Origin of the sequence: Streptomyces sp. NPDC048483, assembly GCF_040651455.1 — a bacterium.
In the GTDB taxonomy this organism is placed as follows: Bacteria; Actinomycetota; Actinomycetes; order Streptomycetales; family Streptomycetaceae; genus Streptomyces.
Window position 1 is genome coordinate 23,706 of record NZ_JBEZJZ010000065.1, and the last position, 22,073, is coordinate 45,778.

A 22,073-nucleotide genomic window follows, 5' to 3' on the forward strand; every position below is an offset into this window, starting at 1 on the left:
CGATCGGAGTAATGTTCGGCGGCCGACAGCCCGATCAGCGTGCGCTTCGGATCGGGCCGGATGGCACCGGTCCGGATCGCGCCCGAGCCACGCTCCGGCCGTAACGACAGGAGAGCTGATGACGGAAAGACCTCGGTTCGCGCTGGCGACGGTGGTCGTGGACTGCCCCGATGCCCATGTGCTCGCGGGCTTCTATCAGCGACTGCTGGGATGGGAGGTGAAATGCAGCGAACCGGACTGGGTACTGCTCAGGCCACCGGAGGGCGGTACGGGGCTCTCGTTCCAGTCGGAGTCGGGGTATCGGCCGCCGGTGTGGCCGGAACGGGCGGCGGAGCAACAGAAGATGCTCCATCTCGACTTCCGCGTCGACGACCTCGACGAGTCCGGAGCGTATGCGGTCGCGCTGGGTGCGACGCGGGCGGAGGCCCAGCCGCAGGACGACGTCCGCGTGTTCTTCGACCCAGCCGGGCACCCGTTCTGCCTGTTCCTGAATTGAGGCGCGTGGCATACAGGTTGCCGCGGGCGGTTCGCTGAGGGTGTGTGGAAGTGCCGTTAGCTCGCTCTCGGTTCGTCAATGGTCGGTTGATGGTCGCCGACGGCTGGCCGACGGCGGGTTGACGACCCGTAGGCGGCCTGTAGACGGCCTGTAGGCGACCCGTAGCCGCTTCCGGTGACAACCGGTGGGGCCGTACGAGTGGATCAACGAACCGGAAATCGGGCGAACGCGGAGCGTGTGGGACTGGACACATGCAGAGAGCGAGGCGCGGACGGGTCGCCGATGGTCCTTGCTGGTCAGAGAGTTGGAGTGGCGGAGGGAAGGGCAGCGGGAGGGCGCGCGGGGAGCGTACGACGGGCGCGCGTGGTGATGAATTGTCAGTGACTGCCCCTAGCATGTCTCACATGTCCCCAACTCCTCCCGCCCCTACGGGGATGCCCGTTCCTGCGTCCGAGGCCAATGAATCGATCAGGCGATTTGTGCGCACCCGGCACGGCTTGGCGTGGACGGCGCAGGACATGGCGGAGTATGCGGTGCTGCTGGAGGTCTGGACGACGGCGGTGCGTTCAGAGGTGGTTGAGGCGGCGTAGACGTCCCCCGCTGACGAGGTACGACGACGAAGGCTCCGCCGCGAGCACCCGGATGAACGGGTCCCATGCCGGCCCCGCCCGCGACCACAGCGCCGTACGCCGCCCCCTCCCCCGCTCCGCCCTCACCCCATGTACTTCACGACGATCTTTGTGTACGCATACGGCTCCTGCGGCACCCCGCTGCAGCTGTCACCGTCGCTGCCGGAGCCGCACTGGCGGTCGCGGTTGACGGACCAGAAGGCGAAGCGGGCAAGGTGGTGCTGCTGGGCATGGGCCAGGATCGTACGGAAGTCCGCGAGGGTGACGGTCTCGTCGGCCTGGTCGGTCTTGCCATTCATCGACGAGACGCCGAGGTGGCGGTCGGCGTCCACGTCGCCGTACCCGTAGGCGCTCTTGACCGCGGACTTGAGGCCTTCCAGAGCGCTGACGGTGGCCTGGCCCATGGTCCCGCTGTGGCCGCCGAAGTCGAAGGGCATGACGATCCAGCCGTCGTTGTCCAGACCGGCCGCCGCGCCCTGCTTGATCAGGTCCTTGCCATGGGCGTCGGGGCCGTCCGGGGTCGTGCCCATGGTGATGTAGGTGATGATGCCGGGGTTCTTGGTCTTGACGATCTTCAGGGCGTCGACGACCCGTCGGCGGACCGTGGCATCGGTGAATTCGGTGTCCTCGATATCGATGTCGAGCGCCTTGAGGCGGTACGCGTCGATCACCTTCTGGTACGCCCCGGCGAGCGCGGCGGCGCTGCCGCATTTCTCGCCGAGCTTGGCGCCGCTCCAACCGCCCGCCGAGACGACCACATCGCCGCCCCTGGCACGTATCTCCTTGATGGCCGACTCATCGCTGCCGCCGGTCAGCGCCCGGTTTCCGTCCCACTTCGGGTTGCAGCCGCCGTCGGAGAGGATGAAGGCCAGCGTGAACCACTTGGTCCCGGTCGCCGCCATCACCTCGGCGGGCTTCTGCGGATCGCCCCAGCCCAGGTATTCGTACGGCGCGGCGGCCATCGGGACGGCCACCCGAGGCGCGACGACGGGCGAAGTCGCCGCGCCGGCGGCCCCGGTGGCTCCGGCGGTGCCGAGCAGCAGGGCGGGGACTGCTAGGCCGACCGACAGGGATCGGCGGGAGCGGTGCGGTCGTGTCATGGGTCGCTTCCTTCTGGGGCTTGCGGGGTGGGTGAAGTTGGCGGGACAAGTGGAGTTGGCGGGCTTGGAGGAGTTGGCAGGATTCAGGGTTGGCCGGGGCCGATCGGCCGCACCCACTGCTGCCGCGTCATCGGTGGCCTTCGCCCATCCCCTGCCGGGGCCGTCACGCGCCGGGCGGGTCTGCGCGGTGGGCCGAGGCCCTGGGCGGGCGGCTCGGGCGGGGTGTCCACCAGGTCGCGGAGGAGCGGGTGGTGCGGAGAGAGCCGGCAGGCGGGGTCGGTGGCTGTGGCGTCGCCGGTGAGCGCGTGCGCCTGGCAGCGGCAGCCGCCGAAGTCCTTCTCGCGCAGGTCACAGCTGCGGCATGGCTCGCGCATCCATTCCGTGCCCCGGTAACGGGTGAACGCCCCGGAATGGTTCCAGATCCATTCCAGGTCGTGGTCGCGGACGTTGGGTGCGTCGAGACCCGGGATCGCCGCGGCCGCCGGGCAGGGCAGGACCGTCCCGTCGGGCGTGATGGTGAGCGAGAGGGCGCCCCAACCGCCCATGCAGGGCTTGGCGTTGCCGTCGAAGTAGTCCGGCACGACCCAGACGACCTCGATCCGGTCGTCGGCCAGCTCGGCGCGTCGGCGTCGCACGGTCCGCTCTGCGTCGGCGAGCTGGCGACGGGAGGGGAGCAGCGCGGCGCGGTTGCGCAACGCCCACCCGTAGAACTGGGTGTTGGCGAGTTCGATGCGGTCCGCGCCCCAGGCGGGCGCGAGATCGATGAGCGCGTCCAGGGCATCGAGGTTGTGGCGGTGCAGGACGACGTTGAGGCCGAGCGGCAGTCCGGCGGCCCGGACCAGGGCGGCGGCCCGTTCCTTGGCGGCGAAGGAGCGGCGGCCGGCGATCAGGTCGGAGGTGGTGGGGTCGGCGTGCTGGACGGAGAGCTGGACGCTGCGCAGCCCGGCGTCGGTCAGCCGGGCGAGCCGCGCCCGGTCGAGACCGACGCCGCTGGTGACGAGCTGGGTGTGGATCCCGGCACCGTCGGCGGCCGCGACGATCGCCGCCAGGTCCGGGCGCAGCAGCGGCTCACCGCCGGAGAGATGCGTGCTGACGACGCCGAGGTCGGCCGCCTGGCGGAGTGCGTCCTTCCATTGGAGTGTCGTCAACTCGGCTGATTTTTGGGTGAGTTGGAGCGGATTGGAGCAGTACGAGCAGTGCAGCGGGCAGCCGTGGGTGAGCTCGGCCAGTAAGGCCCAGGGGCGGGCCGGCGAGGCGGCGGTCATCGCAGCCAGCCCTCCTCCCGTACTCGGCAGAGGAAGTCCGGCACCTCGTCCGCCACCGGCGCGCCGGGAAAGCGACGGGTCAGCTCCGCCACGATTTCGGGGACGTCGCGCTCTCCGTCGCACAGGCGGAGTACGGCGCCCGCGTTGCCCTCGAGGACCACGACGCGCTCGGGCAGAAGCAGCAGATCGGTGTCGCGCACCCGGTCGTACCGGAGGTGGACGGCGGGGGCGAGTACGGGCCACCATCGCGCCATCGCCGTCATGGCCGCACCTGCCCGGCCCGCTCCCCCGCCGGCCGCTCCCCCAGCTCGACCGCGTCCAGCAGCGCCCACAGCACCTGGCATTTGAAGGTCAGGGCGGCGACCGCCAGGTCCTGCTCGGCCTCCGTACGCGCCCAGTCCAGGACGAGCGCCAGCGCTTCCTTGCTGTCCCGCCGCCCCTGGCTCTGGCGGCCGCGGAAGTAGGCCAGGCCGTCGGCGTCGATCCAGCGGTAGTGCTGCTCGAAGGCGTCGATCCTGGTGCGCATGATGTCCGGGGCGGACAGTTCGGTGAGCGAGGCGGCGACGGCCTCGAGCGGGGACCGCAGACGGCAGAAGTTGACATAGCCGTCGACGGCGAGCCGTACGCCCGGCAGCACCCCCGTCTCGTCCATCAGCAGCGACCGGTCGAGCCCCGCCGCCTCGCCCAGCCGCAGCCAGCGCTCGATGCCGCCCTCCCCCGGCTGCCGCCCGTCGTGGTCCTCGATCCGGCGCAGCCACATCCGGCGCAGTTCCGGCGTGCGCAGCTTTGCGGTGATCAGGGCGTCCTTGACGGGGATATGGCGCTGGTAGTGGAAGCGGTTTCGGATCCAGCGGCGCAGCTCGTCCGGCGTCAACTCCCCTTGATGCATACGGATGTTGAAGGGATGTCGGTCGTGGTAACTCTCGCGCGCCACGGCGCGCAGTCGCTCCTCGAACGGCGTGCTCATAGGGCGATCTCCATCCCTTCCGCGGCCACCGCGAGCCCCCGTTCGGCCAGCTGCTTGTGCTGTGGCGCATCGGGGTCGACGAGGGGGTTGGTGTTGTTGAGGTGGGTGTAGAGGCAGCGGGCGGCGAGCGGGGCGAGACGCGTGGCGGTGCCGTCCGGTCCGTCGATGGGCAGATGGCCCATACCGGTGGCCGTACGGCGGGAGAATCCGCTGCGGCGCGGTTCGTCGTCGTCCCAAAAGGTGCCGTCGAGCAGGACGCAGTCGGCGTCGGCAAGCGCCTCCTGGAACGCGTCGGGCCAGGAGGCGAGCGCGGGCGCGTAGACGGCGGTGCCGCCGGTGCGACGGTCGTGCAGACGGACGGCGATCACCCATGGTTCACCGTGCGGGCGTGTGCCGGAGCCACCCGTCGCGTCGTGGCGATCCGATGCGCCGTAGCGACCTGATGCGCCGTAGCCGCCCGACGTGCCGTAGCCACCCGACACGTCGCAGCCATCCGATGCGTCGTTGGCATCCGCCGCATCGCTCTCCCCGGCCGCGTAACGGGGCCGCTTGCCGGAGACTGGTACGGCGCTGATCTCGACATCGGATCCGTCGCAGAGCGGCACCGGCCAGGGGCCCACTTCCCGCCATACGAGCGCGGCGTACGGCGTGAGGATGTCGTCCAGGCGGGCCCGGTCGCGTAACGCGGAGCGGACCGGGCCGGTGGCGAGGATCTCGATCCGGTCGGCCTCGCGGAGGCGGGCGATGCCGAGGGTGTGGTCGAGTTCGGCATCGGTGAGTACCAGTCCCGCCACGGGGGTCCGGCGTGTCGCGGGGCCCGGGTGCAGGGCCGGCGTGCTCTCGATCTGGTCGGCGAGGTCGGGGGTGGCGTTGATCAGAAACCAGTGATCGTCGTCGGCTCGTACGGCGAGCGAGGCATGGCGGCGGCGCCTTCCGGGATGGGCGCGTGCCCCGGAACACCCGGGGCACGCGCAATTCCACTGGGGCACTCCGCCACCCGCCGCGGTGCCGAGCACCTGCAGCAGCATGGCGGGCGGTCAGCGGGCAGTCAGGGAGTAGGCGGTGACCTCGAGCGCCGTCTCGATCACCGTGTAGTCGGGCGTCTGCCAGGCGGTCTGCTCGCCGTACGGGGCGGCGGGGCATGCGGCGGGCGGGCGCTGGGGGGTTTCGGGGGTCTGGGGCCTGCGTTCCATGGCGTCGTTCATGCGGGGCGGCCTTTCGTGGGGGGGGTGTGGCGGTGCCGTACAGGTAGTGGCGGTGCGGTACGGGAATGGCGGTGCCGTGCAAGGGACATGGCATGGCCGCATTGCTCAGGCGCGCACTGCGAAGGAGGCGACTGAGGAGGCGGCCAGGAAGGCGACTCATGCCGGTCAGCTCGCCAACGGTCCCAGGGGGCGCCGGCCGTCGGCGGTTCATCGACCGCGTTGCGTTGTGTCGCCTTGTATCGCTTTGCAGAATCCTCAGCCAACGGGCTCCGGTCAATGGGGCGGAGGGAAAACGCTCCGACCAATGGCGCGATAGCAACTCACCCTCCAGCCTCTCCCACCCCTGATTCAGCTGACTTCATCTGGCCTCATCCGCCCTCAACTCCCGTGAACGGAAACGGAGATACCTCCAACGTCCCACCCCTTGACCGGCACCCGCGACCGCAGTACTTTCCCGCCAACAGAGAATCAGACAGGAAACTTTCCTATCAGGTTTGCCCTAGCTTCGCTCGCCTATCAGCCCGGCGCCGCTGATGCCCGCCCGAGGGAACACCCCGTCACGCCTTCCGACCGGAGGAACCCCATGCGCATCCGCACCAGAGCCGCACGTCACGCCCCGCTCACGATGGTGGCCGCCGCCCTTGCCACCGGAATCCTCGTCTCTGGGGCCGGTACCGACGGCGCCACCACCAAGCCGCCCGGCGCCCCCGCCTCCGTACCGGGCACCCCCAGGACCATCTCGTCGGGCTGGTCCATCCCCTGGGGCCTGAGCTGGCTGCCCGACGGCTCCGCCCTGCTCACCGAGCGCGACTCGTTCACCGTCTCCACGCTCACCCAGGACGGTACGAAGACGCAGGTCGGCAAGGTCCCCGACACCGTCACCACGGGCGGCGAGGGCGGACTGCTGAGTATCGCCGTATCGCCGTCCTGGACCAGCGACCATGACGTGTATGTGATGCACACGGCCCCGGAAGGCAACCGCATCGCCAGAATGACCTTCGACGGCGGCAAGCTCAGCGACTACAAGGTCCTCGTCGACGGCATCAAGAAGAACAAGTACCACAACGGCGGGCGCCTCAAATTCGGGCCGGACGGATACCTGTACGCCACTACGGGCGAGGCGCAGACCCCCGACCTGGCGCAGGACAAGAAGTCTCTGAACGGCAAGATCCTGCGGATGACCCCCGACGGCAAACCCGCCCCCGGCAACCCGTTCGGCTCCCTGCTCTACTCCTACGGCCACCGCAACCCGCAGGGCATCACCTGGGACACCCAAGGACATCTGTGGGAAGCCGAGTTCGGCGACAGCAAGTACGACGAGCTGAATCTCATCGAGCCGGGAAAGAACTACGGCTGGCCCCTGTGTGAGGGCACCTGCTCCACCGCCGGCATGACCAACCCCAAGCGCCAGTGGCCGGTCAAGGAGGCCTCCCCCAGCGCGGTCGCGTACGCCGACGGGGCGGTCTACATGGCGGCGCTGCGCGGCGAACGCCTGTGGCGCATTCCGGTCGACGGCACCACCGCGGGCACCCCCGAGGCGTACTACACCCACGACTACGGGCGGCTGCGTACGGTCGAGTCCGTACCCGGCAAGAACTCGCTCTGGCTGACGACGACGAACGCGGACAGCAACGGGGACGGTGGCGACGGCTCCGACAAGGTGTTCCAGATCGATCTGAAATCGACCTGAAGTAGCCCGGCCGGGCGCCGTGGCGCCCCGGCGAGCGGCAGAATGGTCGGCGATGGTTGCCCCTCGGCCGCCCCCAGACTCCGCGGCAGGCCGCCCCGTGGCACGCTGAAGAGAGACACGACGAGGCCACGCGACCGACGAGACACCGGGCAGCGCCCGACGAGATACCGGGCACGACAGCAAGGCAGGTCGAGGAGCACATGAGCACGCCACTTCCCGGCTTCGAGGACTTCGAGAACGTCGGGGGACTCGAGGGCCGGCGGGCGCCCAGGCAGCTCACAAGCCCATCCGGCCGCTCTGAAACCTTGAGCCCCTCGCATCCCCCTGGCGCCCCCCGCTCCCGCCGCGAACTCGCCCCCGGTGCCGTCCACGTCCCCGGCTGGCTGACCCTGGCCCAGCAGCGCGAGCTGGTCACCGCCTGCCGCGGCTGGGCACGCGGCCCGGCTCCGATCCGGCACACCAAGCTCCCCCGGGGCGGCGTAATGTCCGTCCAGACGGTGTGCATCGGCTGGCACTGGCAGCCGTACGCGTATACCCGTACCGCCGACGACGTGAATGGCGCCCGCGTCGCCGAATTCCCTGACTGGATGGTGGAGTTGGGCCGCCGGGCGCTGGTCGAGGCGTACCAGGACGCGACCTCGGGCGACGGCTACACGCCCGACACCGCGCTGATCAATTTCTACGACGCCGAGGCGAAGCTCGGCATGCACCAGGACAAGGAGGAACGGTCCGGCGCGCCGGTCGTCTCCCTCAGCATCGGCGACACCTGCGTCTTCCGCTTCGGCAATACGGAGACGCGTACCAAGCCGTACACCGACATCGAGCTGGCCTCCGGCGATCTGTTCGTCTTCGGCGGGCCGTCCCGGTTCGCGTACCACGGGGTGCCCAAGGTCCGGCCGGGCACCTGCGACCCTGCGTCCGGTCTGACCAGCGGCCGCCTCAACATCACGATGCGGGTCACGGGGCTCGGCTGAACTGCGGCGGCTCCGTATCCACCGACGAGGGGGCAGACTGGACCCATGTGCCGCAGCATCAAGACTCTCCGACCGCCCATCACGCCCGAGGTCACCGACGAGGACATCCGGGCCGCGGCCTTGCAGTACGTCCGCAAGGTCTCCGGCTTCCGCGCGCCGGCCGCGCACAACCGCGAGGTCTTCGATCACGCGGTGGACGCCGTGGCGGCCGCGACCCAGGAACTCCTCGACGGCCTCCAGATCCGCGGGGCGGCCGCCCACCAGCGCTGATCACCCAGCAGATGCCGCGACGGCCACGCCCCAGCCCCATGACCGGCCCCGGATCCCGCGCAGGTCGTCCGGTCGAGGCCGGGACTCACCACTCCACCACCGCCTGCACCGGAAGGTGGTCGCTCGGAAACTGTCCGTGCTCGGAGAACGTATTGATCGTGGCCCGCCGCGTCCGCACGCCCGCCGAGGTGAGAATCCAGTCGATCCGGTCCCCGTCCGGCACCAGCGGCCGGTACCCGTGAAACGTCGCGTACTGCGCGCTCCGCTGCTCGGCCACGTCCCAGCTGTCGACGAGCGCCCCGTCACCGAGCATCGCCTCGTACACGGGATTCTTGTGCGCCGCGACATTGAAGTCGCCCGTGACGATCCGCGGCAGTGACGGATCGAGCGCGCCCAGCCGCTCGGTGATCAGCGCGGCGGACTTTTCCCTTGAGTACTGATTCGCGTGATCAAGGTGCGTGTTCAAGGCATAGAACTCGCCCCCCGCCCGTACGTCCCGGAACCGGACCCAGGTCACCATCCGAATGACGGTGTTCCCCCATGTCGCCGACCCGATCAGATACGGCGTATCGGACAGCCAGAAATGGTCGTACGCGACCGGTGCGAGCCGCCGCGCATCATAGAAAATCGCCGCGAATTCATCCTGGCTGCCGCCACCCCGACCCGTCCCCACCCAGGCGTACTGCGGACCGAGATCCTCCGCGATATCCCGCAGCTGCCCGTAGAGCCCCTCCTGGGTGCCGAGCAGGTGCGGGGCCTCGCGCCGCAGCAGCGAGCGCATTACGGGACGCCGCTCGGCCCAGGAATTCGGCCGGGTGTCGGAGGCGTACCGCAGGTTGAAGGTCATCACCCGCAGCCCCCGTCCGCGGTCGGCGGCGGCCGCGGTCTGGGTCCCGTACGCCGTCACCGGTACGGCAACCGCGCCCGCGGCCGCTGCCCGCAGGGCAAACCGCCTGCTGAACGCCGCCGCCACGGAACGGGAGGCGGACTCGGCCCCGAGAGACTCGCGGACGGGAACAAGGTCGTCGTTCACAGCGACTCCATTCGCCCATTGCGCCGGCCGGCACCGACACCGTCACCGCAGAGTCTCGAAGACTTCCATGAGCCGGAAGTGGCCCCGAAAAGAACCGACTTGAAACCCTCCCCGCTCACTGCTGCCGGGTGGGCCCCTGCCACTCCGCATGCCGGATACGCGAAAGCTCCCGCAGGCCGCCGACGGTGCCCCACTCGTCCTTGCCCAGCCGGGACAACGGCCGCAGCTTCGCGATCTCGGGATGCCCGTCAGCCAGCACCTCGTCCGACACCACCGCATGCACCACCCGCCCGAACACGACCGTGGAGTCCCCGATCCCGAGCGTGCTGTGCACCTCGCACTCCAGCGCCACCGGCGAGGCCGCCACCCGCGGCGGCTTCACCCGCACACTCGGCTCGGAAGCGATCCCCGCCGCCTCGAACTCACTCACCCCCCGCGGAAAGTCCGTAGCACTGTCATTGATCTGCTGCTCCATCCCCTCCGCCGCAAAGCTCACCACGAACTGCCCGGTGGCCTCGACGTTCCGCAGCGTGTCCTTCCGCCCGACAGAGCTGAACTGCACGACAGGCGGGGCCACGCTGGCAATGCTGAAGAAGGAGTGCGGTGCGAGGTTATGAACCCCGTCCGCCGAGACCGTGGACACCCAGGCAATCGGCCGCGGCACCACCGTCGCGGTCAGCAGCTTGTAGAACTCGTTGCGGGACATCTCAGCGGGGTCAAAGTCGATACGCATGGTGATCAGTATCCACACCGGCGGCCGCGGATCCTGCAGCGGATCCACGGCACCACCAAGCCCGTGATTTCAACGGAAAGTGCCCGGTATCGGAGCCACTGAGCACCAGGAGCCGAACACCGTGACAACCGCAGCTCCCACCGTCTGGGAGGACTTCGACGTCCCCGCACACGCCCGCGGCGGGCAGGTCACCCTCAACCTCTACGACCATCTGGCCGCCTACGCGCCCAAGCGCCCTGGCGCGTACCTGCGCATCTCCTCCGACCGCTTCGGCCTCGAAACCGGCGAAGACCACCAGCTCGAAGACTCCGAGGACTCACGCGCTCGTCTTCGCTGGGGCCCTTTCGCCAAGATCTACAAGGAGAACGACACCTCGGCGTTCAAGAAGCGCAAGATCGTCAAGCCCGACGGCTCTATCGACTGGATGGTGCCGCGCCCCGAGTTCCGCCAACTGCTCGCCGACCTCGCTCACGGTGTGATCGACGGCGTCATCTTCTACGACCTCGACCGGCTGGTCCGACAACCACGGGACCTCGAAGACCTCATCGACATCGTCGAATACGTCAAGCGCCCGGTCACCGGCGCCACCGGCGGCCACATGAACCTGATCAACGACAGCGACCGCCACATGGCCCGCATGATGTGCGTAATGGCGCTCAAGTCCTCAGAGGACACCGCACGCCGCGTCGCCCGCCAGCATCTCTCCTCAGCCCAGAACGGCCAGGCCCAGGGACGTATCGCCTACGGCTGGGTCCGCAAGGGCGAGAAGAAGGGGCAACTCGTCCCAGAAGAGGCCGACGTCGTCACCCGCATCTTCCAGGACTTCATGTCGGGGGAATCGGCGTACAGCATCGCCAAGGCATTCAATACCGAGGGGATCACTCCCCCAGCCGCCCGCACGTGGTCGTCCACCATGATCGCCAAAATGCTCCGCAGGCTGGGCAGATGTCCTGCCGGACGGCATTGAGCCAGTCCGGCATCGAAGGTCCTCCGCCGCGCCCGCGCCTGGTGGGCCCTTGCGGGTCCGTACCCGATGTGGCGCGAGATGGCGACCGCCTTCCCCGCCATCCCGATGGAGCCGCCGCTCTCCCGCTACCGCGAGCTGACCCGCCGCGACATGGACGCTGGGCTGCGGCTCGACAGGTGGATCCACGATGTCGCAGACGCGATCGAGAAACTGCGTCATCAGGTCCCCGACAACCTGATGGCGGCCACTGAAAGGGGGCCGCCCACGGTGCTGTCGCTCAGGCATACTGGATCAAGGCCGCACTTGCAGCCAAGGCGGGAGGGGCGCCCGCGGCTCCGGTCGCGGCATTCGAGCAGCCCGCGGACACGGACCAGGACGGAGAGATCGCATGGCTCCGCCGAGTGGCCAGGGCGTACAAGAAGAGCAGCCCGTCCCATGCGCAAAGCTTGCTCGCGGCTGGGGGGTCAGTCGCATGACGCGTTACGCCATTACGGCCCGGACCGTCACTGATGTTCTTCAGCCCCGTAACGTCCTCGTGGTCGGCATGGTGGGCATCGGCCTGGCGGCCGCCGGCGACTGGAGCGGCATTCCGTGGGGCCTGCTCGGTGCCTGTGCGCCGGGCTCGTCCCGGCGGGGTACATCGAGTGGGAGCGCAAGCGGGGCACCTGGGGTGACCGGCACGTCGTGGACCGTGCGAAGCGTGGCCCGATCTTCCTGGTGATCCTGGCGTCCATCGGGCTCGGGTCGCTCGTCATGGTCCTCGGCCATGCCCCGACCGGCATCCTCATCGCCATGCTCGCCCTGTGGGCCATGACCATCGTCCTTCTGGCCGTGAACACGGTATGGAAGATCAGCGTGGACTCCGCGGTCGCGTCCGCGGTCCCCGCATTGCTCGCCGTCGTGCACTCGCCCTGGTGGCTGCTCGCCTACCTGCTCACCATCGCGGTGTGTTGGTCCCGGGTGGCGCTGACGTACCACACTGTCGCCCAGACCGTGGCCGGCGCGTGCCTCGGCGCGGCGACGGCCGCGGCCTTCCTCCCGGCCTGACCTGGCAGACAGCGGAGCCCCGGACGGTCTCGTCCGGGGCTCCATGGCGTTCACGGGCGGTGGGTCAGTGCGGCAGGCGCACCGTCACGTCGTACAGCCGCGTGACCCCTTGCGGAGAGGCCGACAACCAGGGGCAGTCCGTTCGCGTCCGACAGGATGTGCACCCTGGAACCCGCTTTACCCCGGTCCACGGGGCTCGGGCCCGTGGGCTCGCCCGCCTTCTTGGGCCTAACGTGGGCGGAGCCCAGTAACGTCGATCAGGCCAGCGCCGTCGAACCGGTGCAGGACCGCCTCGTGCAGCCGGCCCCACCCCCCTGCCCGCGACCAGAGCAGAAACCGGTGGTGGGCGGTCGACTTCGACATCCCGAAGCACGGCGGGAACGCACGCCAGACACAGCCGCTCACCGGCACGTAGACGATCGCCGCGAACGCCGTCTCGTCAGGCGTGTCCTGGCTCCCACCGCCCTGCGGCCGCACCTTCGGCGGCGGGATCATGGGCTCCGCGACCTCCCACAGCCCATTCCGCATGCCTCATGGACGCATGATGACAGGCTGCGCTCACAATCTCTGCCGTGACCTGCGGTGTCACAGAAGGTGGCATAACTGTGACGCTGACAAGTGGTCAGAATGAGACGTTTAGACCGGATACGGGGAGCTTATGCGGCGCACACTGACGCAACTACCGCTTCGTTCTCGAGTGAGCGGGACAGACCTTCTTCAACTCAACACAGCGCTCGGGCACGGCACCGACTCCGGTTTCGGCGTCCTCTGCGTAGGTGTCTCGAAGACTGTGCACAACTTGGTTCGCGTGCCTGGGCTGTGGTCGCATGGTGGGGATGCTCTCCAACGAACCTTCCGCAGACTCCAAGGCGCGGGTACCGGCGAGCCGTGCTGCCCAGGACGGCCCGGACGAGCCGTCGGCCCAGGGCGGCGAAGAGCCGGATGCCTTGTCGGCCCAGGGGAACACCGCCGACTCCGGTACGGGCGCCGGCAGCGCCACCGCCGCTGACACCGACTACGGCACCGACTCGGGCGCCGGCGCTGACTTCGGCTCCAGTACCGCCGCTACTGGCACCGCTGCTGCCGCCGACAGCGGCACGGGCCCGGCCATGGCCACCGGCGCCGACACCAGCGTCGTCGGCGCAGCTGGAGTCCCAACCGCGGCCGGCGCAGGCACTGACAACACGATCGCCGGCGACGAGAGGGAGCACCCGCGGGCCGGGGGCAAGCCGCGTCGGATCGTGCGGAGGACCGCGAAGGTGGTTGTCGCGCTGGCCGTCGTTCTTGCGTTTCTTGCGCTCGGTGACCGGTGGGCCGTGCTCTACGCGGAGAACCTGGCGGCGCAGCAGGTGCAGAAGGCGTTGAAGCTGCACGCCGAGCCCGAGGTGCACATCGCCGGCTTCCCGTTCATCGGGCAGGTGCTCGCGGGCAACATCGACCACGTCGAGGTCAATGTCCCCGATGTCGATGCCGGGCCGGTCTCCGTCGCTCAGGTGAAGGGGACGGTGGACGACATCCGGATCGTCGGCAGCCTGCCGTCCTCGGTCAAGGGTGCGGTGCTGAGCCGGGTGCGCGGTGACATCCTGCTCGACTTCAAGGACCTGAACCGCGAAGTCGGCGCGTCGCAGGTCCACTTGATGCCCGGACCTGAGAAGAACACGGTGCTGGCCGGCGGCAACCTGCCGGTGGGTGACAAGCAGGCTCGGATCCGGGGGCGTGCGCAGTTGCAGCGCACCGGGGACCGCGGCCTGCGCATGACCCTGCAGGACACCCGCGTGGTGGTGCCCGGCCTGCTCACCTACGTACCCGGCAAGGGCGGTGGCCTGCAGCTGACTGCACCCGTCGCCGACAAGATGGACGAGGGCGAGCTGCAACAGGCAACTGGGAAGCACGTCTTTCCGCAGCAGATGATGAAGGGCCGCGTGCTGGACACGCTCGTGGACCATCCGTCGCTGCTCAAGCCCACCGGCATCGATCCCTCGCTCATCCAGGGCCTACAGAAGCTCCGGGAGCCGAAGGTCGCGCAGCAGATGGAGTTCTCCGCGCAGCTGCCGGACAGCCTGCCGGGCGACATTCGGCTGCGCGACATCTCCGTGACGAAGAACGGCATTCGGGCGCAGCTGACCAGCAAGGACCTAATGGTGGGCTAAGACAACGCATCGAGCGAGGGTCCATGTGCTGCGACCGCGGGGATACAGCTGACGCGGCTCCCCGTTTGACAGGTGACTTTGGCCGGCCCGCCGCGTCTGCCGCCGAGGCTCGGCATGGGACGGCCTTCCAGACCGGGCGGCCTGAGACAGCTCAATCAGTACGGCTGTTGGGCGGGGGCCACGGCCCGTCGATGGCCGGCCCGCAATCGAGGGGAAGGTGGGCGACTACCAGTGCAGCGGCCTGTTGTGGTGTGAGCTCCTCACCAAGGCTCAATCCGCACCTGGTCCGATCGTTCGGCGGGCAGGCGGATGCGGTGGGCCAGCACTGGTGGACAAGGACTCACCGATGGTCAACTCACCTTCTTCACGTCGAGGTGGGCCGTGTGGCCTGGCCAGTGGGCGGCGATCTCGAGTGGCACAGGCGTGTTAGCAAGGGCGATCTGAGCCGCGCGATCAACGCGTACTTCCACTCCCCCAACCTGGGGGGCACGGGCAGCGTGTTCTTCGGCGTCGCGTAACCCCCGCCCGCACAACAGCCCTGTGCGGGGCCCTCGCCGTCAGCTGTCCGGCGCTCCCGGCCAAGCAAGGCCAGGAGAGGCGCTCTCCTGGCTGCCGCGCTTCGATCGCCGCTTCGTGTTCAGCGGCATGATCAGTGCCCCGAACACCACCTGCACAGCCACCATGACCAGAAGCATGCTGGGCGGAGTGAAGAAGAGATATGACCACAACGGGATGAGGAGTAGGAACGACGCGCGGAGCCTGAAGGATACCGGTGTCTCCTTATGCCTGTGACGGGCGGTCAATCCCAGGATGAACAGGGACTGGCATCCCTGCATCAGCAACGGCCGCCACCCGTCGGCCGCAAGGCGCAGGAAAGATTCCCAGAAGGGAAGACGCGTGGAAAACTCTGATGTCGTCGAAGCGAGAGGGCGTTCAGCCAGCGCTGAAACAAGAAGCCATCCCGCCACGAAGGTGATCGCATACCGGACCCCGCAGCGGACGAGCCAACGAGCCGTGGAATCCGCAACCACTCCCTGGGAAATTTTCTTCACTTTCAGCAACTCCGTACGCATTTTCCGTCGATCCACTTACGGTTATTGATCAACTGACGTCCCGGGAATCCGTCGACGGCATCGTAGCCATCCTCGTTGGCCATTTCGTCGCGCGCGATGCTCTTCACGCTCCACGCATCGCGATATTGGACGACCTCGAAGTCCGGGTATGCGTTACCTGAACGCGCCACGCCAACGGAGTGTTGAGTCGCACTGATCTCCAGTGAGTTGTCCACGGCACCCACAGACGCCACAGGCTGGACTCCGTGAACGCTCACTCTGAGGGCGTCCGAGTCAGAGCCGTTGTCGTTCAGTATGTTCCGCCCCAGGATCGTTTTCCAGGACGCCATGTTCAGATACAGCGGGTTCGCCGGCAGCATCTTTGAGGGAACATGAACCGGAATGGGGGCTCGTCCGCCCCCTTGGGCGTAGCTCGAAATCTCCGTGTCCCGGGGCGGTGTGTGTGAGGGCGACACTTTGAACGTGACGTCCCCGGACGCGGTGTCCCAGAAGAGGACCATGCGGTAAGCGTCGGTATCGGGTGCAAGGGAGAAGGATCTGTTGTCTCCCAGGAGGAGGGCGGTGCCCGGGACCACGCGCATGGCGTCGTACGTGTGGATGAAGTAACGCACCATGATGATGCCTCGGTTTTCGCCCTTGCCGATGTTGAACTTCGTGAACTGGGTTCCGGTCGGACCCCGGCTCCACATCGCCGTCCTGGCCTGCTCGTAGGTGCTGTACGACGACCCGCCTCCGGCGCCACTGCGGCCGGGCGGCGGCCAGCCGGATATCTTGCCGTTCGATACGCCGTGGCCGAGTCCGTCGGGCATCAGGACCTGACGGCCGTCGGGGTCCACGTTGGTGACCGGATTGCTGTTGCCGTATGCGTAACCCTGCATCTGCTGCGGGTCGGATGGGTCCATCACCGGGTCGACGGAGAGGAAGCGGCCGGTTTCCGGGTCGTACTCACGTGCTCCGAGGTGAGTCAGGCCGGTGATGTCGGTGTCGTCGATGCCGTCGACGAAACCCTTGCTTCCGGGCCACGCCTTGGGGCTGTCGCCTCGACTGCTGCCGAAGGCAGAGCCCGTCGCTGGACCATCGCCAGGTCGTTCGTGGTGATGGCGAGCTGGCCCGTGGCGTGGTGGTCCGCGAGAGTGATCGTGTAGCTGCCGTCGTCGGCGAGGACTGCCTGGTGGCCACCGCCGAGGGGCATGTAGCGCGTCGCTTCGGGCCTCTCCGCGCCTTTGGCGAGGCTGATCTCGGTCTTGTCGCCGAGGTAGAGGGTGGTCTTGTCGGGGGTGCGTGCCATGAGGCGGTTGCCGTCTGCGTCGTAGACGTACTCGACGGACTCGGCTGCGCGACCTTCGGTGGTTGCCTTGGCCAGATGGCCTTCGGCGTCCCAGGTCAGTGTCTGTTTGTTGCTGCTCAGTTGACGGCTGGTCGTGTTGCCTGCCGGGTCATAGTCGTAGGAGTTCGCTGAGGTCTCGTCGCCGTCCGTTCTGGTGGACAGCAGAGCGTGTGGCTGCGGCCGTCCGGGGCGGCGTAGGTGTAGTTGGTCTTGGTCTCCTTGGTGGTGTCACCACCTGGAGCGTGGTCCGTGCGGGCGGTGCGATTGCCCGCCTTGTCGTAGGCGTAGGACTGCCAGAAGGGGGCGGGTCCTGCGATGTGGTCCTTGGCGGGTGCTCCGGCGCAGGCCTTCTCGTCCTGTGTCCATCCCTCGGTAAGGCGCCTCAGGTAGTCGTAGGTGAAGCACTGGGTGTCGGTACCTGAGCGTGAGACGTCGGAGATCGAGGTGATGTTGCCCGCGGGGTCGTAGCCATAGCTCGCGAACTTATCGACTCCCGCGATGTCCTGCCGGTCCACGCGAGTGGTGGCCAGTCGTTCGGTGCCCCACTCATAGGTGTTGGTGATCTGGATCTTCTTGCCGCCGCCGGCACTTCCCGTGCCACCGAGGCGGTATTACAGCGGTTGGCCGGTGTAGCTGTAGGAGGTATCGGCGCGCACACCTTGCCCGTCGAAAGTAGCGATCGGTCGCAGCGTGTCGTCCTCATATGTTGTGGTCCAGTTGCCGCCCGGGTGTGCCCCGGCCGCGGAGAAGGACGCACTCTTGACGAGGCCGTTGGCGTAGTAGCCGGTGTCGTCCAGGTAGGTGCCGCCGAGTTTTCCCTCGGAGTCGGGGACAACCATGGCGGTTCGCTGTGGCTGGTAGAGCCGGTCGTAAGCCGTCACCTTGTGGGTGTATGCCTGTCCGCCGACGAAGCGGGTGGACTCGGCGAGTTGCCCCTTGGCGCCGGGGACAGTGTCGTAGACCCACTTGGCGCGGAGAGCCCCGTCCGCGGTGTCGTCCCGGAGTGTGGTCGTGCGGCCGAGTCCGTCGTAGGTGGTGGCGAGAGTGACTCCGCGGCTGTCGGTGCTGCTGGTCTGGTGCCCCCGGTCGTCGAATGTGGCTTTGGTGGTCCCCTTGTCCGGGTCGGTGGACGCCACCTGGTTGCCGCGCTGGTCGAAGGTGTAGGTCCACATGTTGCCCGTCGGGTCGGTCACCTTGGCCAGTTTGCCCGCCGGTGTGTAGACGTAGCGGGTTGTGTCATACGGGGCTTCCGCCGACGCGTTCTGATGCTGCCGCAACTCAGTGGTGTGGCCACGGGCGTCGGTGAGGGAGGTGGTGGCGGTCCCGCCGGTGGGCGGGATCACAGTGGTGCGGTCGCCGCCGTACGTCGTGTGGGTTGCGGCCAGGATCTTGCCGCCGTCCCCGTTCCCAGCGACTTGGCGGGACTCGGTTTCCCTGCCCAGGCCGTCGTATGGCTTCCAGGTCTGGCTCTCGACGCTCAGGGCATTGTCGGGTGTGAAGAGCAAGCGGTCGGGTCTGCCAGTGGTGTAGTAAGGCGCGAAGGTCTTTGTCACGAGCCCTCGTGGGTCGTAGAAGGTGTCGGTCAGCAACCGGCCGCCCTCCGGGCCGGGCGCCTGAACCTGGCGGGCGCGCAGGAGCCCGTCGTAGAGGGTGTACGAGGTGACCTGGCTGTCCCCGACGGGGTTCAGGGTACGAGTTGCCACCGCGGTGGGCTTGCCCTCCTCGACGTAATAATTGAATTGGTAGTTGGGCAGGTCGGTGGTCTTGCGGTTGGCGAGCCAGAGCATCCAGGATCGTCCAAAGGCGTCATAGCGGAACTCGGTGCGCTTGCCGTTGGTGTCGACGGATGCTGCGGTCTGTCCGCGCAGAGGGTCCAGCTCCGTGGTGGTGGTCTGGGCCGATGTGCTGTCACCAGGTGTGGCGGGTGGACTGGTCTTGGTGATCTTTGTGGGAAGCCCAGTTCCTGGTGAATAGACGGTGCTGGTGGTCAGACCGTCGGTGCGTTCGGTACGCGAAGGACTCTTGCCACCCGTGCTGGTGAGGTCAGCGGACAGTTCGGTGACGGTCTGCTGGCGGCCGTATGCGTCGTAGGTGGCGCTCGATTCCAGATACATCGCGGTGGCGCCGTCGTACTTCTTCAGCTGAGCCGTCGCGGTCGCGTCACCCTTGCCGGGCGCGGCGCCGTAAGCACCGTCGTCGTACGCGGTACGGGTGTCGGAGATGACGTCCTTGGAGCGGTTGGGGGTCGCATCGCATTTGACGCCGACGTCTCTGACGTATTCCGGGACCCCAGTTGGCCGAGCTGCTGCCGCGGCTCGCTCCGCGGGACCGCAACCGTCGTTCCCGCCAGCCGGCATGACGCCCTCGACCGCTCGGGCAGCGGCGTCCCAGGGCGACCCGCGCGAGGAGGACGACCGCATTCTGCGGCTGGAGATCGGCTGACTGATGGGGTCCGGGGGCGGAGCTCGTGGACCCCACCAAGCTGTGCACCTCAGCAGAGTGTCACTCGTCGAAGCCCCCCAGCCGGTGCGCGATCATCGCGGCCTCCCCTCGGCCTGAAGCGCCCAGCTTGGCCAGGATGTTGGAGACGTGCACGCTTACCGTCTTCGGCGAGATGAACAGCTCCTCCGCGATCTTCCGGTTGCTGCGCCCGGCGGCGACCAGCCGCAGCACCTCCCGCTCCCGCTCGGTCAGCCCCAGCGCCGCCCCCGGCGCCGGGGCCGCTTTGTCGTCGGCCTGCCGCAGCGGGATCCGGGCACGGCGGGCCAGCGCGACGATCTCCGCCTCGAGCGGCGCCGCGCCCAAGTCGCGCGCCACCGCCTCGGCCTGCCGCAGCAGCTCGCCGGCCGCACCGCGGGGCCCTGCACCACCCTGGGTGATCAGCGCCTCCGCGAGCCGCAGCCGGGCAGTGGCAAGGAGCGTCGGGGCCTCCAGCTGCTCGGTGGCAGCCACGGCCTCCGTCCAGCGGGCGGTGGCGTCCCGGCCCTCGACGGTGAGCAGTTCGGCCTCGATCATCAGGGCCTGCGCGGCCCACAGCGGTACGAACTGGGGCTGCCCCTTCATCGCCTCACGGATCCGCGCCACCGCCGCCGCGCGCCCCGGCCCGGCCACCGCGAGCCCGCGGGCCCGCGCTTCCGCCGTCGCGGCCTCGTACAACAGGGGCCAGCCGTAGCGGTGGTGGCCGAAGGGGATGGCCTCGCCGACCGCCGTATCCAGCAGGGAGCGGACGTCGAGGATGCGGCCGTCGGCGGCCGCCAGCGCGATGGTCATGCGGGCCATGGCCAGGGTGTGCTGTGGCTCCGGGTAAGGGCCGGTGGTGCTGCTGTCGGTCTTCTCCATCCAGCGCCGGGCCTCGTCGTACGCTCCCCGGGCCAGGGCCAGTTCGGCCCTCCGCTCGGCGATCAGCGCCCGGATGCGGGCGCTCACCCCGCGGCGGCCGAGGGCCCGCTCGAGGACTTTGTCGGCGTCGGCCCAGTGGCCGAGGTGGATGAGGGATTCGGCGAGGTTGCTGTCGATGTACGAGGCGGTATTCGGCAGCCCGTGCCGCTCGGCAAGGCCACTGCCCTGCTCGGCAGTCTCGACGGCCTCGGTGTAGCGGCCGAGGCCGTGCAGCGCCGTGGACAGATTGCCGTAGCCACGCAGCACTACGTTGGCGTTGCCCGGCTCCAGGTCCCTGGCGCACACGTCGCGGGCCTGCTCGAGCCCGGCCTCGACGTTGCCCGAGTGGATGGTGAGCCAGGCCAGGGTGTGCCGCGCGGCGAGTCCGGTGATCTCGGCGCCCGTGATCCGGCAGAGCTCCACCGCCTGTTCCGCGGTCTCGTGCGCGCTCGGCGCCGGCCGGTGCACGATGTACCAGTGCGCCGCATACGTCAGTACATCGGCGTGCACGACGGACGGCGGCAGGCCCTTCACCAGCTTCTGGGCATGGGCGATCTCGTCCCAGCCGTCCGAGCGGGACAAGTCGCGCACCAGCTGGTAGCGCTCGATCCAGAACCAGGCCGCACGCAGAGGGTCGCCCGCCAGCTTGCGCAACGCCCGCTTGCAGAGGGCGAGCGCCCGCTCCCGCTCTCCGGTGAGACGCGCGGCGACTGTGATCGCGGCGAGCAGGTCCACGAGGTCCCCAGGAATGTCGGGGTAGCCGGCCAGGCACAAGCCGTCCGCCATGCCCTGCCGCATCGCCTTGCGGCGCAGCTCCTCGGGGGCGTCCTCCCACAGCTCCAGTGCCCGCTCAAGCAGTTGGTGCTGCTCGGCGAACGCGTGCCGGCCGCGGGCTGCGGCCGCCGCGGCGATCACGGCGGGCAGTGCCCGAGCGGGGTCACGGGCGCCGAACCAGTAGCCGGCGAGGCGCCCGGCCCGCTCCTCGGACCGTACGAGCGTGGGGTCGGCCTCCAGCGCCTCCGCATAGCGGCGGCTGAGCCGGGAGCGCTCACCGGGCAGCAGGTCGCCCGCCACGGCCTCGCGCATCAGGGCGTGCCGGAAACTGTAGGACTCGCCCTCGTCGTACGGCTGCAGGACTGCGGCGCCGACGGCGGATCGCAGGGCCTCGATCAGCTCGTCCTCGGCAAGGCCGGTGACGGTGACAAGGAGGCGGAACTCCACCTCGGAGCCGCCCTCGGCGACGATCCGCACCACGCGCTGCACCTCGTCCGGCAGCGCCTCGACCCGGACCAGCAAGAGGTCGCGCAGGGAGTCGCTGATGCCGCCCGGGAAGCCTTCGAGGAGGCTGGAGGCCAGCTCCTCGACGAAGAACGCGTTGCCCTCGGAGCGTGCGAAGACCCGGTCGAGCTCCTGCTCGGCCGGGAGCTCGCCGCGAATGGCCGCGAGTTGGCGGCGGACCTCGGTGCGGTCGAAGCGGGGCAGGGGGAGGCGGGTGACGGAGTGCAGGCGCTCGTACTCGGCGAGGGCGGGGCGCAGGGGGTGGCGGCGGTGCAGGTCGTCGGAGCGGTAGGTGGCGACGATGAGCAGGCGGCTGCCGATGAGGGCGCGCAGCAGATAGCTGAGCAGCTCGCGGGTGGAGCGGTCGGCCCAGTGCAGGTCTTCCAGGGCCAGGATGAGGGTCCGGTCCGCCGCGAGGCGCTCCAGGAGGCGGACGGTGAGCTCGAAGAGCCGGGCGCGGCCGTCGGTTTCGGGTCGGCCCCGGTCCGTCT

At 68.9% G+C, this 22,073-nt stretch carries 22 protein-coding genes and 3 pseudogenes; 9 read left to right on the top strand and 16 right to left on the bottom strand.

What is annotated here, in order from left to right; all coding sequences use genetic code 11:
* Positions 1-118: 118 nt before the first annotated feature.
* Positions 119-496, top strand: coding sequence for a VOC family protein (locus AB0D04_RS27730; protein ID WP_362708515.1), 378 nt, complete (start codon positions 119-121; stop codon positions 494-496).
* A gap of 712 nt (positions 497-1,208) precedes the next feature.
* On the opposite strand, the gene AB0D04_RS27735 is transcribed toward AB0D04_RS27730, so the two are convergent.
* The 6 genes from AB0D04_RS27735 to pqqA form a co-directional block, all read right to left on the bottom strand.
* On the bottom strand, positions 1,209-2,225 hold the full coding sequence (locus AB0D04_RS27735; RefSeq protein ID WP_362708518.1) for a chitinase: 1,017 nt from the start codon (positions 2,223-2,225) through the stop codon (positions 1,209-1,211).
* A gap of 83 nt (positions 2,226-2,308) precedes the next feature.
* On the bottom strand, positions 2,309-3,490 hold the full coding sequence (gene pqqE, locus AB0D04_RS27740) for a pyrroloquinoline quinone biosynthesis protein PqqE (protein WP_362708521.1): 1,182 nt from the start codon (positions 3,488-3,490) through the stop codon (positions 2,309-2,311).
* Entirely contained in the window at positions 3,487-3,753 is a 267-nt protein-coding gene (pqqD, locus tag AB0D04_RS27745) for a pyrroloquinoline quinone biosynthesis peptide chaperone PqqD (protein ID WP_362708523.1), read from the bottom strand. Before pqqD ends, pqqE begins: the two co-directional genes overlap by 4 nt.
* Positions 3,750-4,457 carry a pyrroloquinoline-quinone synthase PqqC gene (gene pqqC / locus AB0D04_RS27750; RefSeq protein WP_362708526.1) on the bottom strand — a complete coding sequence of 236 codons (708 nt, stop codon included), beginning with the start codon at positions 4,455-4,457 and terminating at the stop codon, positions 3,750-3,752. The genes pqqD and pqqC overlap by 4 nt, the downstream gene beginning before the upstream one ends.
* Positions 4,454-5,485, bottom strand: a complete 1,032-nt coding sequence (locus tag AB0D04_RS27755) for an MBL fold metallo-hydrolase (protein WP_362708528.1) — start codon at positions 5,483-5,485, stop codon at positions 4,454-4,456. Before AB0D04_RS27755 ends, pqqC begins: the two co-directional genes overlap by 4 nt.
* 9 nt (positions 5,486-5,494) lie before the next feature.
* The gene (gene pqqA / locus AB0D04_RS27760; protein WP_362708531.1) at positions 5,495-5,650 is read right to left on the bottom strand and encodes a pyrroloquinoline quinone precursor peptide PqqA; all 156 of its coding nucleotides are present in this window, start codon (positions 5,648-5,650) and stop codon (positions 5,495-5,497) included.
* A gap of 595 nt (positions 5,651-6,245) precedes the next feature.
* Here pqqA and AB0D04_RS27765 point away from each other — a divergent pair.
* From AB0D04_RS27765 to AB0D04_RS27775, 3 genes are all read left to right on the top strand, one after another.
* Positions 6,246-7,352 (top strand): PQQ-dependent sugar dehydrogenase, encoded by a 1,107-nt coding sequence (locus AB0D04_RS27765; protein WP_362708533.1) that lies wholly within the window; start codon positions 6,246-6,248, stop codon positions 7,350-7,352.
* Positions 7,353-7,552: 200 nt separating this feature from the next.
* Positions 7,553-8,326, top strand: a complete 774-nt coding sequence (locus AB0D04_RS27770) for an alpha-ketoglutarate-dependent dioxygenase AlkB (protein WP_362708536.1) — start codon at positions 7,553-7,555, stop codon at positions 8,324-8,326.
* 45 nt (positions 8,327-8,371) lie between these two features.
* Positions 8,372-8,596 (top strand): DUF2277 domain-containing protein, encoded by a 225-nt coding sequence (locus AB0D04_RS27775; protein WP_362708538.1) that lies wholly within the window; start codon positions 8,372-8,374, stop codon positions 8,594-8,596.
* 85 nt (positions 8,597-8,681) lie between these two features.
* Here the strand turns inward: AB0D04_RS27775 and AB0D04_RS27780 are convergent, their stop codons facing one another.
* Together AB0D04_RS27780 and AB0D04_RS27785 are read right to left on the bottom strand one after the other, a co-directional pair.
* Positions 8,682-9,569, bottom strand: coding sequence for an endonuclease/exonuclease/phosphatase family protein (locus tag AB0D04_RS27780; protein ID WP_362708568.1), 888 nt, complete (start codon positions 9,567-9,569; stop codon positions 8,682-8,684).
* A 175-nt stretch (positions 9,570-9,744) separates the two neighbouring features.
* Entirely contained in the window at positions 9,745-10,362 is a 618-nt protein-coding gene (locus AB0D04_RS27785) for a flavin reductase family protein (RefSeq protein ID WP_362708540.1), read from the bottom strand.
* A gap of 121 nt (positions 10,363-10,483) precedes the next feature.
* Here AB0D04_RS27785 and AB0D04_RS27790 point away from each other — a divergent pair, with 121 nt between their 5' ends.
* The 4 genes and pseudogenes from AB0D04_RS27790 (at position 10,484) to AB0D04_RS27805 (ending at position 12,376) form a co-directional block, all read left to right on the top strand.
* The gene (locus tag AB0D04_RS27790; RefSeq protein ID WP_362708543.1) at positions 10,484-11,329 is read left to right on the top strand and encodes a recombinase family protein; all 846 of its coding nucleotides are present in this window, start codon (positions 10,484-10,486) and stop codon (positions 11,327-11,329) included.
* Between the two features lie 78 nt (positions 11,330-11,407).
* Positions 11,408-11,521 (top strand): annotated as a pseudogene (locus tag AB0D04_RS27795) (hypothetical protein); the annotation flags it as partial.
* A 98-nt stretch (positions 11,522-11,619) separates the two neighbouring features.
* Positions 11,620-11,805 carry a DUF6545 domain-containing protein gene (locus tag AB0D04_RS27800; protein WP_362708570.1) on the top strand — a complete coding sequence of 62 codons (186 nt, stop codon included), beginning with the start codon at positions 11,620-11,622 and terminating at the stop codon, positions 11,803-11,805.
* Positions 11,802-12,376, top strand: a pseudogene (locus AB0D04_RS27805) (hypothetical protein). Before AB0D04_RS27800 ends, AB0D04_RS27805 begins: the two are co-directional and overlap by 4 nt.
* 110 nt (positions 12,377-12,486) lie before the next feature.
* Here AB0D04_RS27805 and AB0D04_RS27810 read toward each other — a convergent pair.
* Positions 12,487-12,904 (bottom strand): annotated as a pseudogene (locus AB0D04_RS27810) (transposase); the annotation flags it as partial.
* 581 nt (positions 12,905-13,485) lie between these two features.
* On the opposite strand from AB0D04_RS27810, the gene AB0D04_RS27815 reads away from it, so the two are divergent.
* Positions 13,486-14,526, top strand: a complete 1,041-nt coding sequence (locus AB0D04_RS27815) for a DUF2993 domain-containing protein (RefSeq protein WP_362708546.1) — start codon at positions 13,486-13,488, stop codon at positions 14,524-14,526.
* Positions 14,527-14,677: 151 nt separating this feature from the next.
* On the opposite strand, the gene AB0D04_RS27820 is transcribed toward AB0D04_RS27815, so the two are convergent.
* The 7 genes from AB0D04_RS27820 to AB0D04_RS27850 form a co-directional block, all read right to left on the bottom strand.
* Complete coding sequence (locus tag AB0D04_RS27820; RefSeq protein ID WP_362708548.1) at positions 14,678-14,800, bottom strand: DUF6193 family natural product biosynthesis protein; 123 nt, start codon at positions 14,798-14,800, stop codon at positions 14,678-14,680.
* A 283-nt stretch (positions 14,801-15,083) separates the two neighbouring features.
* Positions 15,084-15,599 (bottom strand): hypothetical protein, encoded by a 516-nt coding sequence (locus AB0D04_RS27825; protein ID WP_362708550.1) that lies wholly within the window; start codon positions 15,597-15,599, stop codon positions 15,084-15,086.
* Positions 15,581-16,591: an RHS repeat-associated core domain-containing protein gene (locus AB0D04_RS27830; RefSeq protein WP_362708573.1), complete on the bottom strand. Its 1,011-nt coding sequence runs from the start codon at positions 16,589-16,591 to the stop codon at positions 15,581-15,583. Before AB0D04_RS27830 ends, AB0D04_RS27825 begins: the two co-directional genes overlap by 19 nt.
* On the bottom strand, positions 16,564-16,887 hold the full coding sequence (locus AB0D04_RS27835; RefSeq protein WP_362708553.1) for a hypothetical protein: 324 nt from the start codon (positions 16,885-16,887) through the stop codon (positions 16,564-16,566). Before AB0D04_RS27835 ends, AB0D04_RS27830 begins: the two co-directional genes overlap by 28 nt.
* A 116-nt stretch (positions 16,888-17,003) precedes the next feature.
* The gene (locus AB0D04_RS27840) at positions 17,004-17,441 is read right to left on the bottom strand and encodes a hypothetical protein (protein ID WP_362708556.1); all 438 of its coding nucleotides are present in this window, start codon (positions 17,439-17,441) and stop codon (positions 17,004-17,006) included.
* 96 nt (positions 17,442-17,537) lie between these two features.
* Positions 17,538-19,283: a hypothetical protein gene (locus AB0D04_RS27845; protein WP_362708559.1), complete on the bottom strand. Its 1,746-nt coding sequence runs from the start codon at positions 19,281-19,283 to the stop codon at positions 17,538-17,540.
* Positions 19,284-19,428: 145 nt separating this feature from the next.
* On the bottom strand, positions 19,429-22,073 hold a 2,645-nt coding region (locus tag AB0D04_RS27850; RefSeq protein ID WP_362708562.1), incomplete at its 5' end, for a LuxR C-terminal-related transcriptional regulator.

Bases quoted from the DNA above. Each gene is read 5' to 3' on its own strand.
- AB0D04_RS27730 (WP_362708515.1), top strand. From the start codon at position 119: ATGACGGAAAGACCTCGGTTCGCGCTGGCGACGGTGGTCGTGGACTGC.
- AB0D04_RS27735 (WP_362708518.1), bottom strand. From the start codon at position 2,225: ATGACACGACCGCACCGCTCCCGCCGATCCCTGTCGGTCGGCCTAGCA.
- pqqE (WP_362708521.1), bottom strand. From the start codon at position 3,490: ATGACCGCCGCCTCGCCGGCCCGCCCCTGGGCCTTACTGGCCGAGCTC.
- pqqD (WP_362708523.1), bottom strand. From the start codon at position 3,753: ATGACGGCGATGGCGCGATGGTGGCCCGTACTCGCCCCCGCCGTCCAC.
- pqqC (WP_362708526.1), bottom strand. From the start codon at position 4,457: ATGAGCACGCCGTTCGAGGAGCGACTGCGCGCCGTGGCGCGCGAGAGT.
- AB0D04_RS27755 (WP_362708528.1), bottom strand. From the start codon at position 5,485: ATGCTGCTGCAGGTGCTCGGCACCGCGGCGGGTGGCGGAGTGCCCCAG.
- pqqA (WP_362708531.1), bottom strand. From the start codon at position 5,650: ATGGAACGCAGGCCCCAGACCCCCGAAACCCCCCAGCGCCCGCCCGCC.
- AB0D04_RS27765 (WP_362708533.1), top strand. From the start codon at position 6,246: ATGCGCATCCGCACCAGAGCCGCACGTCACGCCCCGCTCACGATGGTG.
- AB0D04_RS27770 (WP_362708536.1), top strand. From the start codon at position 7,553: ATGAGCACGCCACTTCCCGGCTTCGAGGACTTCGAGAACGTCGGGGGA.
- AB0D04_RS27775 (WP_362708538.1), top strand. From the start codon at position 8,372: ATGTGCCGCAGCATCAAGACTCTCCGACCGCCCATCACGCCCGAGGTC.
- AB0D04_RS27785 (WP_362708540.1), bottom strand. From the start codon at position 10,362: ATGCGTATCGACTTTGACCCCGCTGAGATGTCCCGCAACGAGTTCTAC.
- AB0D04_RS27815 (WP_362708546.1), top strand. From the start codon at position 13,486: ATGGCCACCGGCGCCGACACCAGCGTCGTCGGCGCAGCTGGAGTCCCA.
- AB0D04_RS27825 (WP_362708550.1), bottom strand. From the start codon at position 15,599: ATGCGTACGGAGTTGCTGAAAGTGAAGAAAATTTCCCAGGGAGTGGTT.
- AB0D04_RS27835 (WP_362708553.1), bottom strand. From the start codon at position 16,887: ATGGCACGCACCCCCGACAAGACCACCCTCTACCTCGGCGACAAGACC.
- AB0D04_RS27845 (WP_362708559.1), bottom strand. From the start codon at position 19,283: ATGCCGGCTGGCGGGAACGACGGTTGCGGTCCCGCGGAGCGAGCCGCG.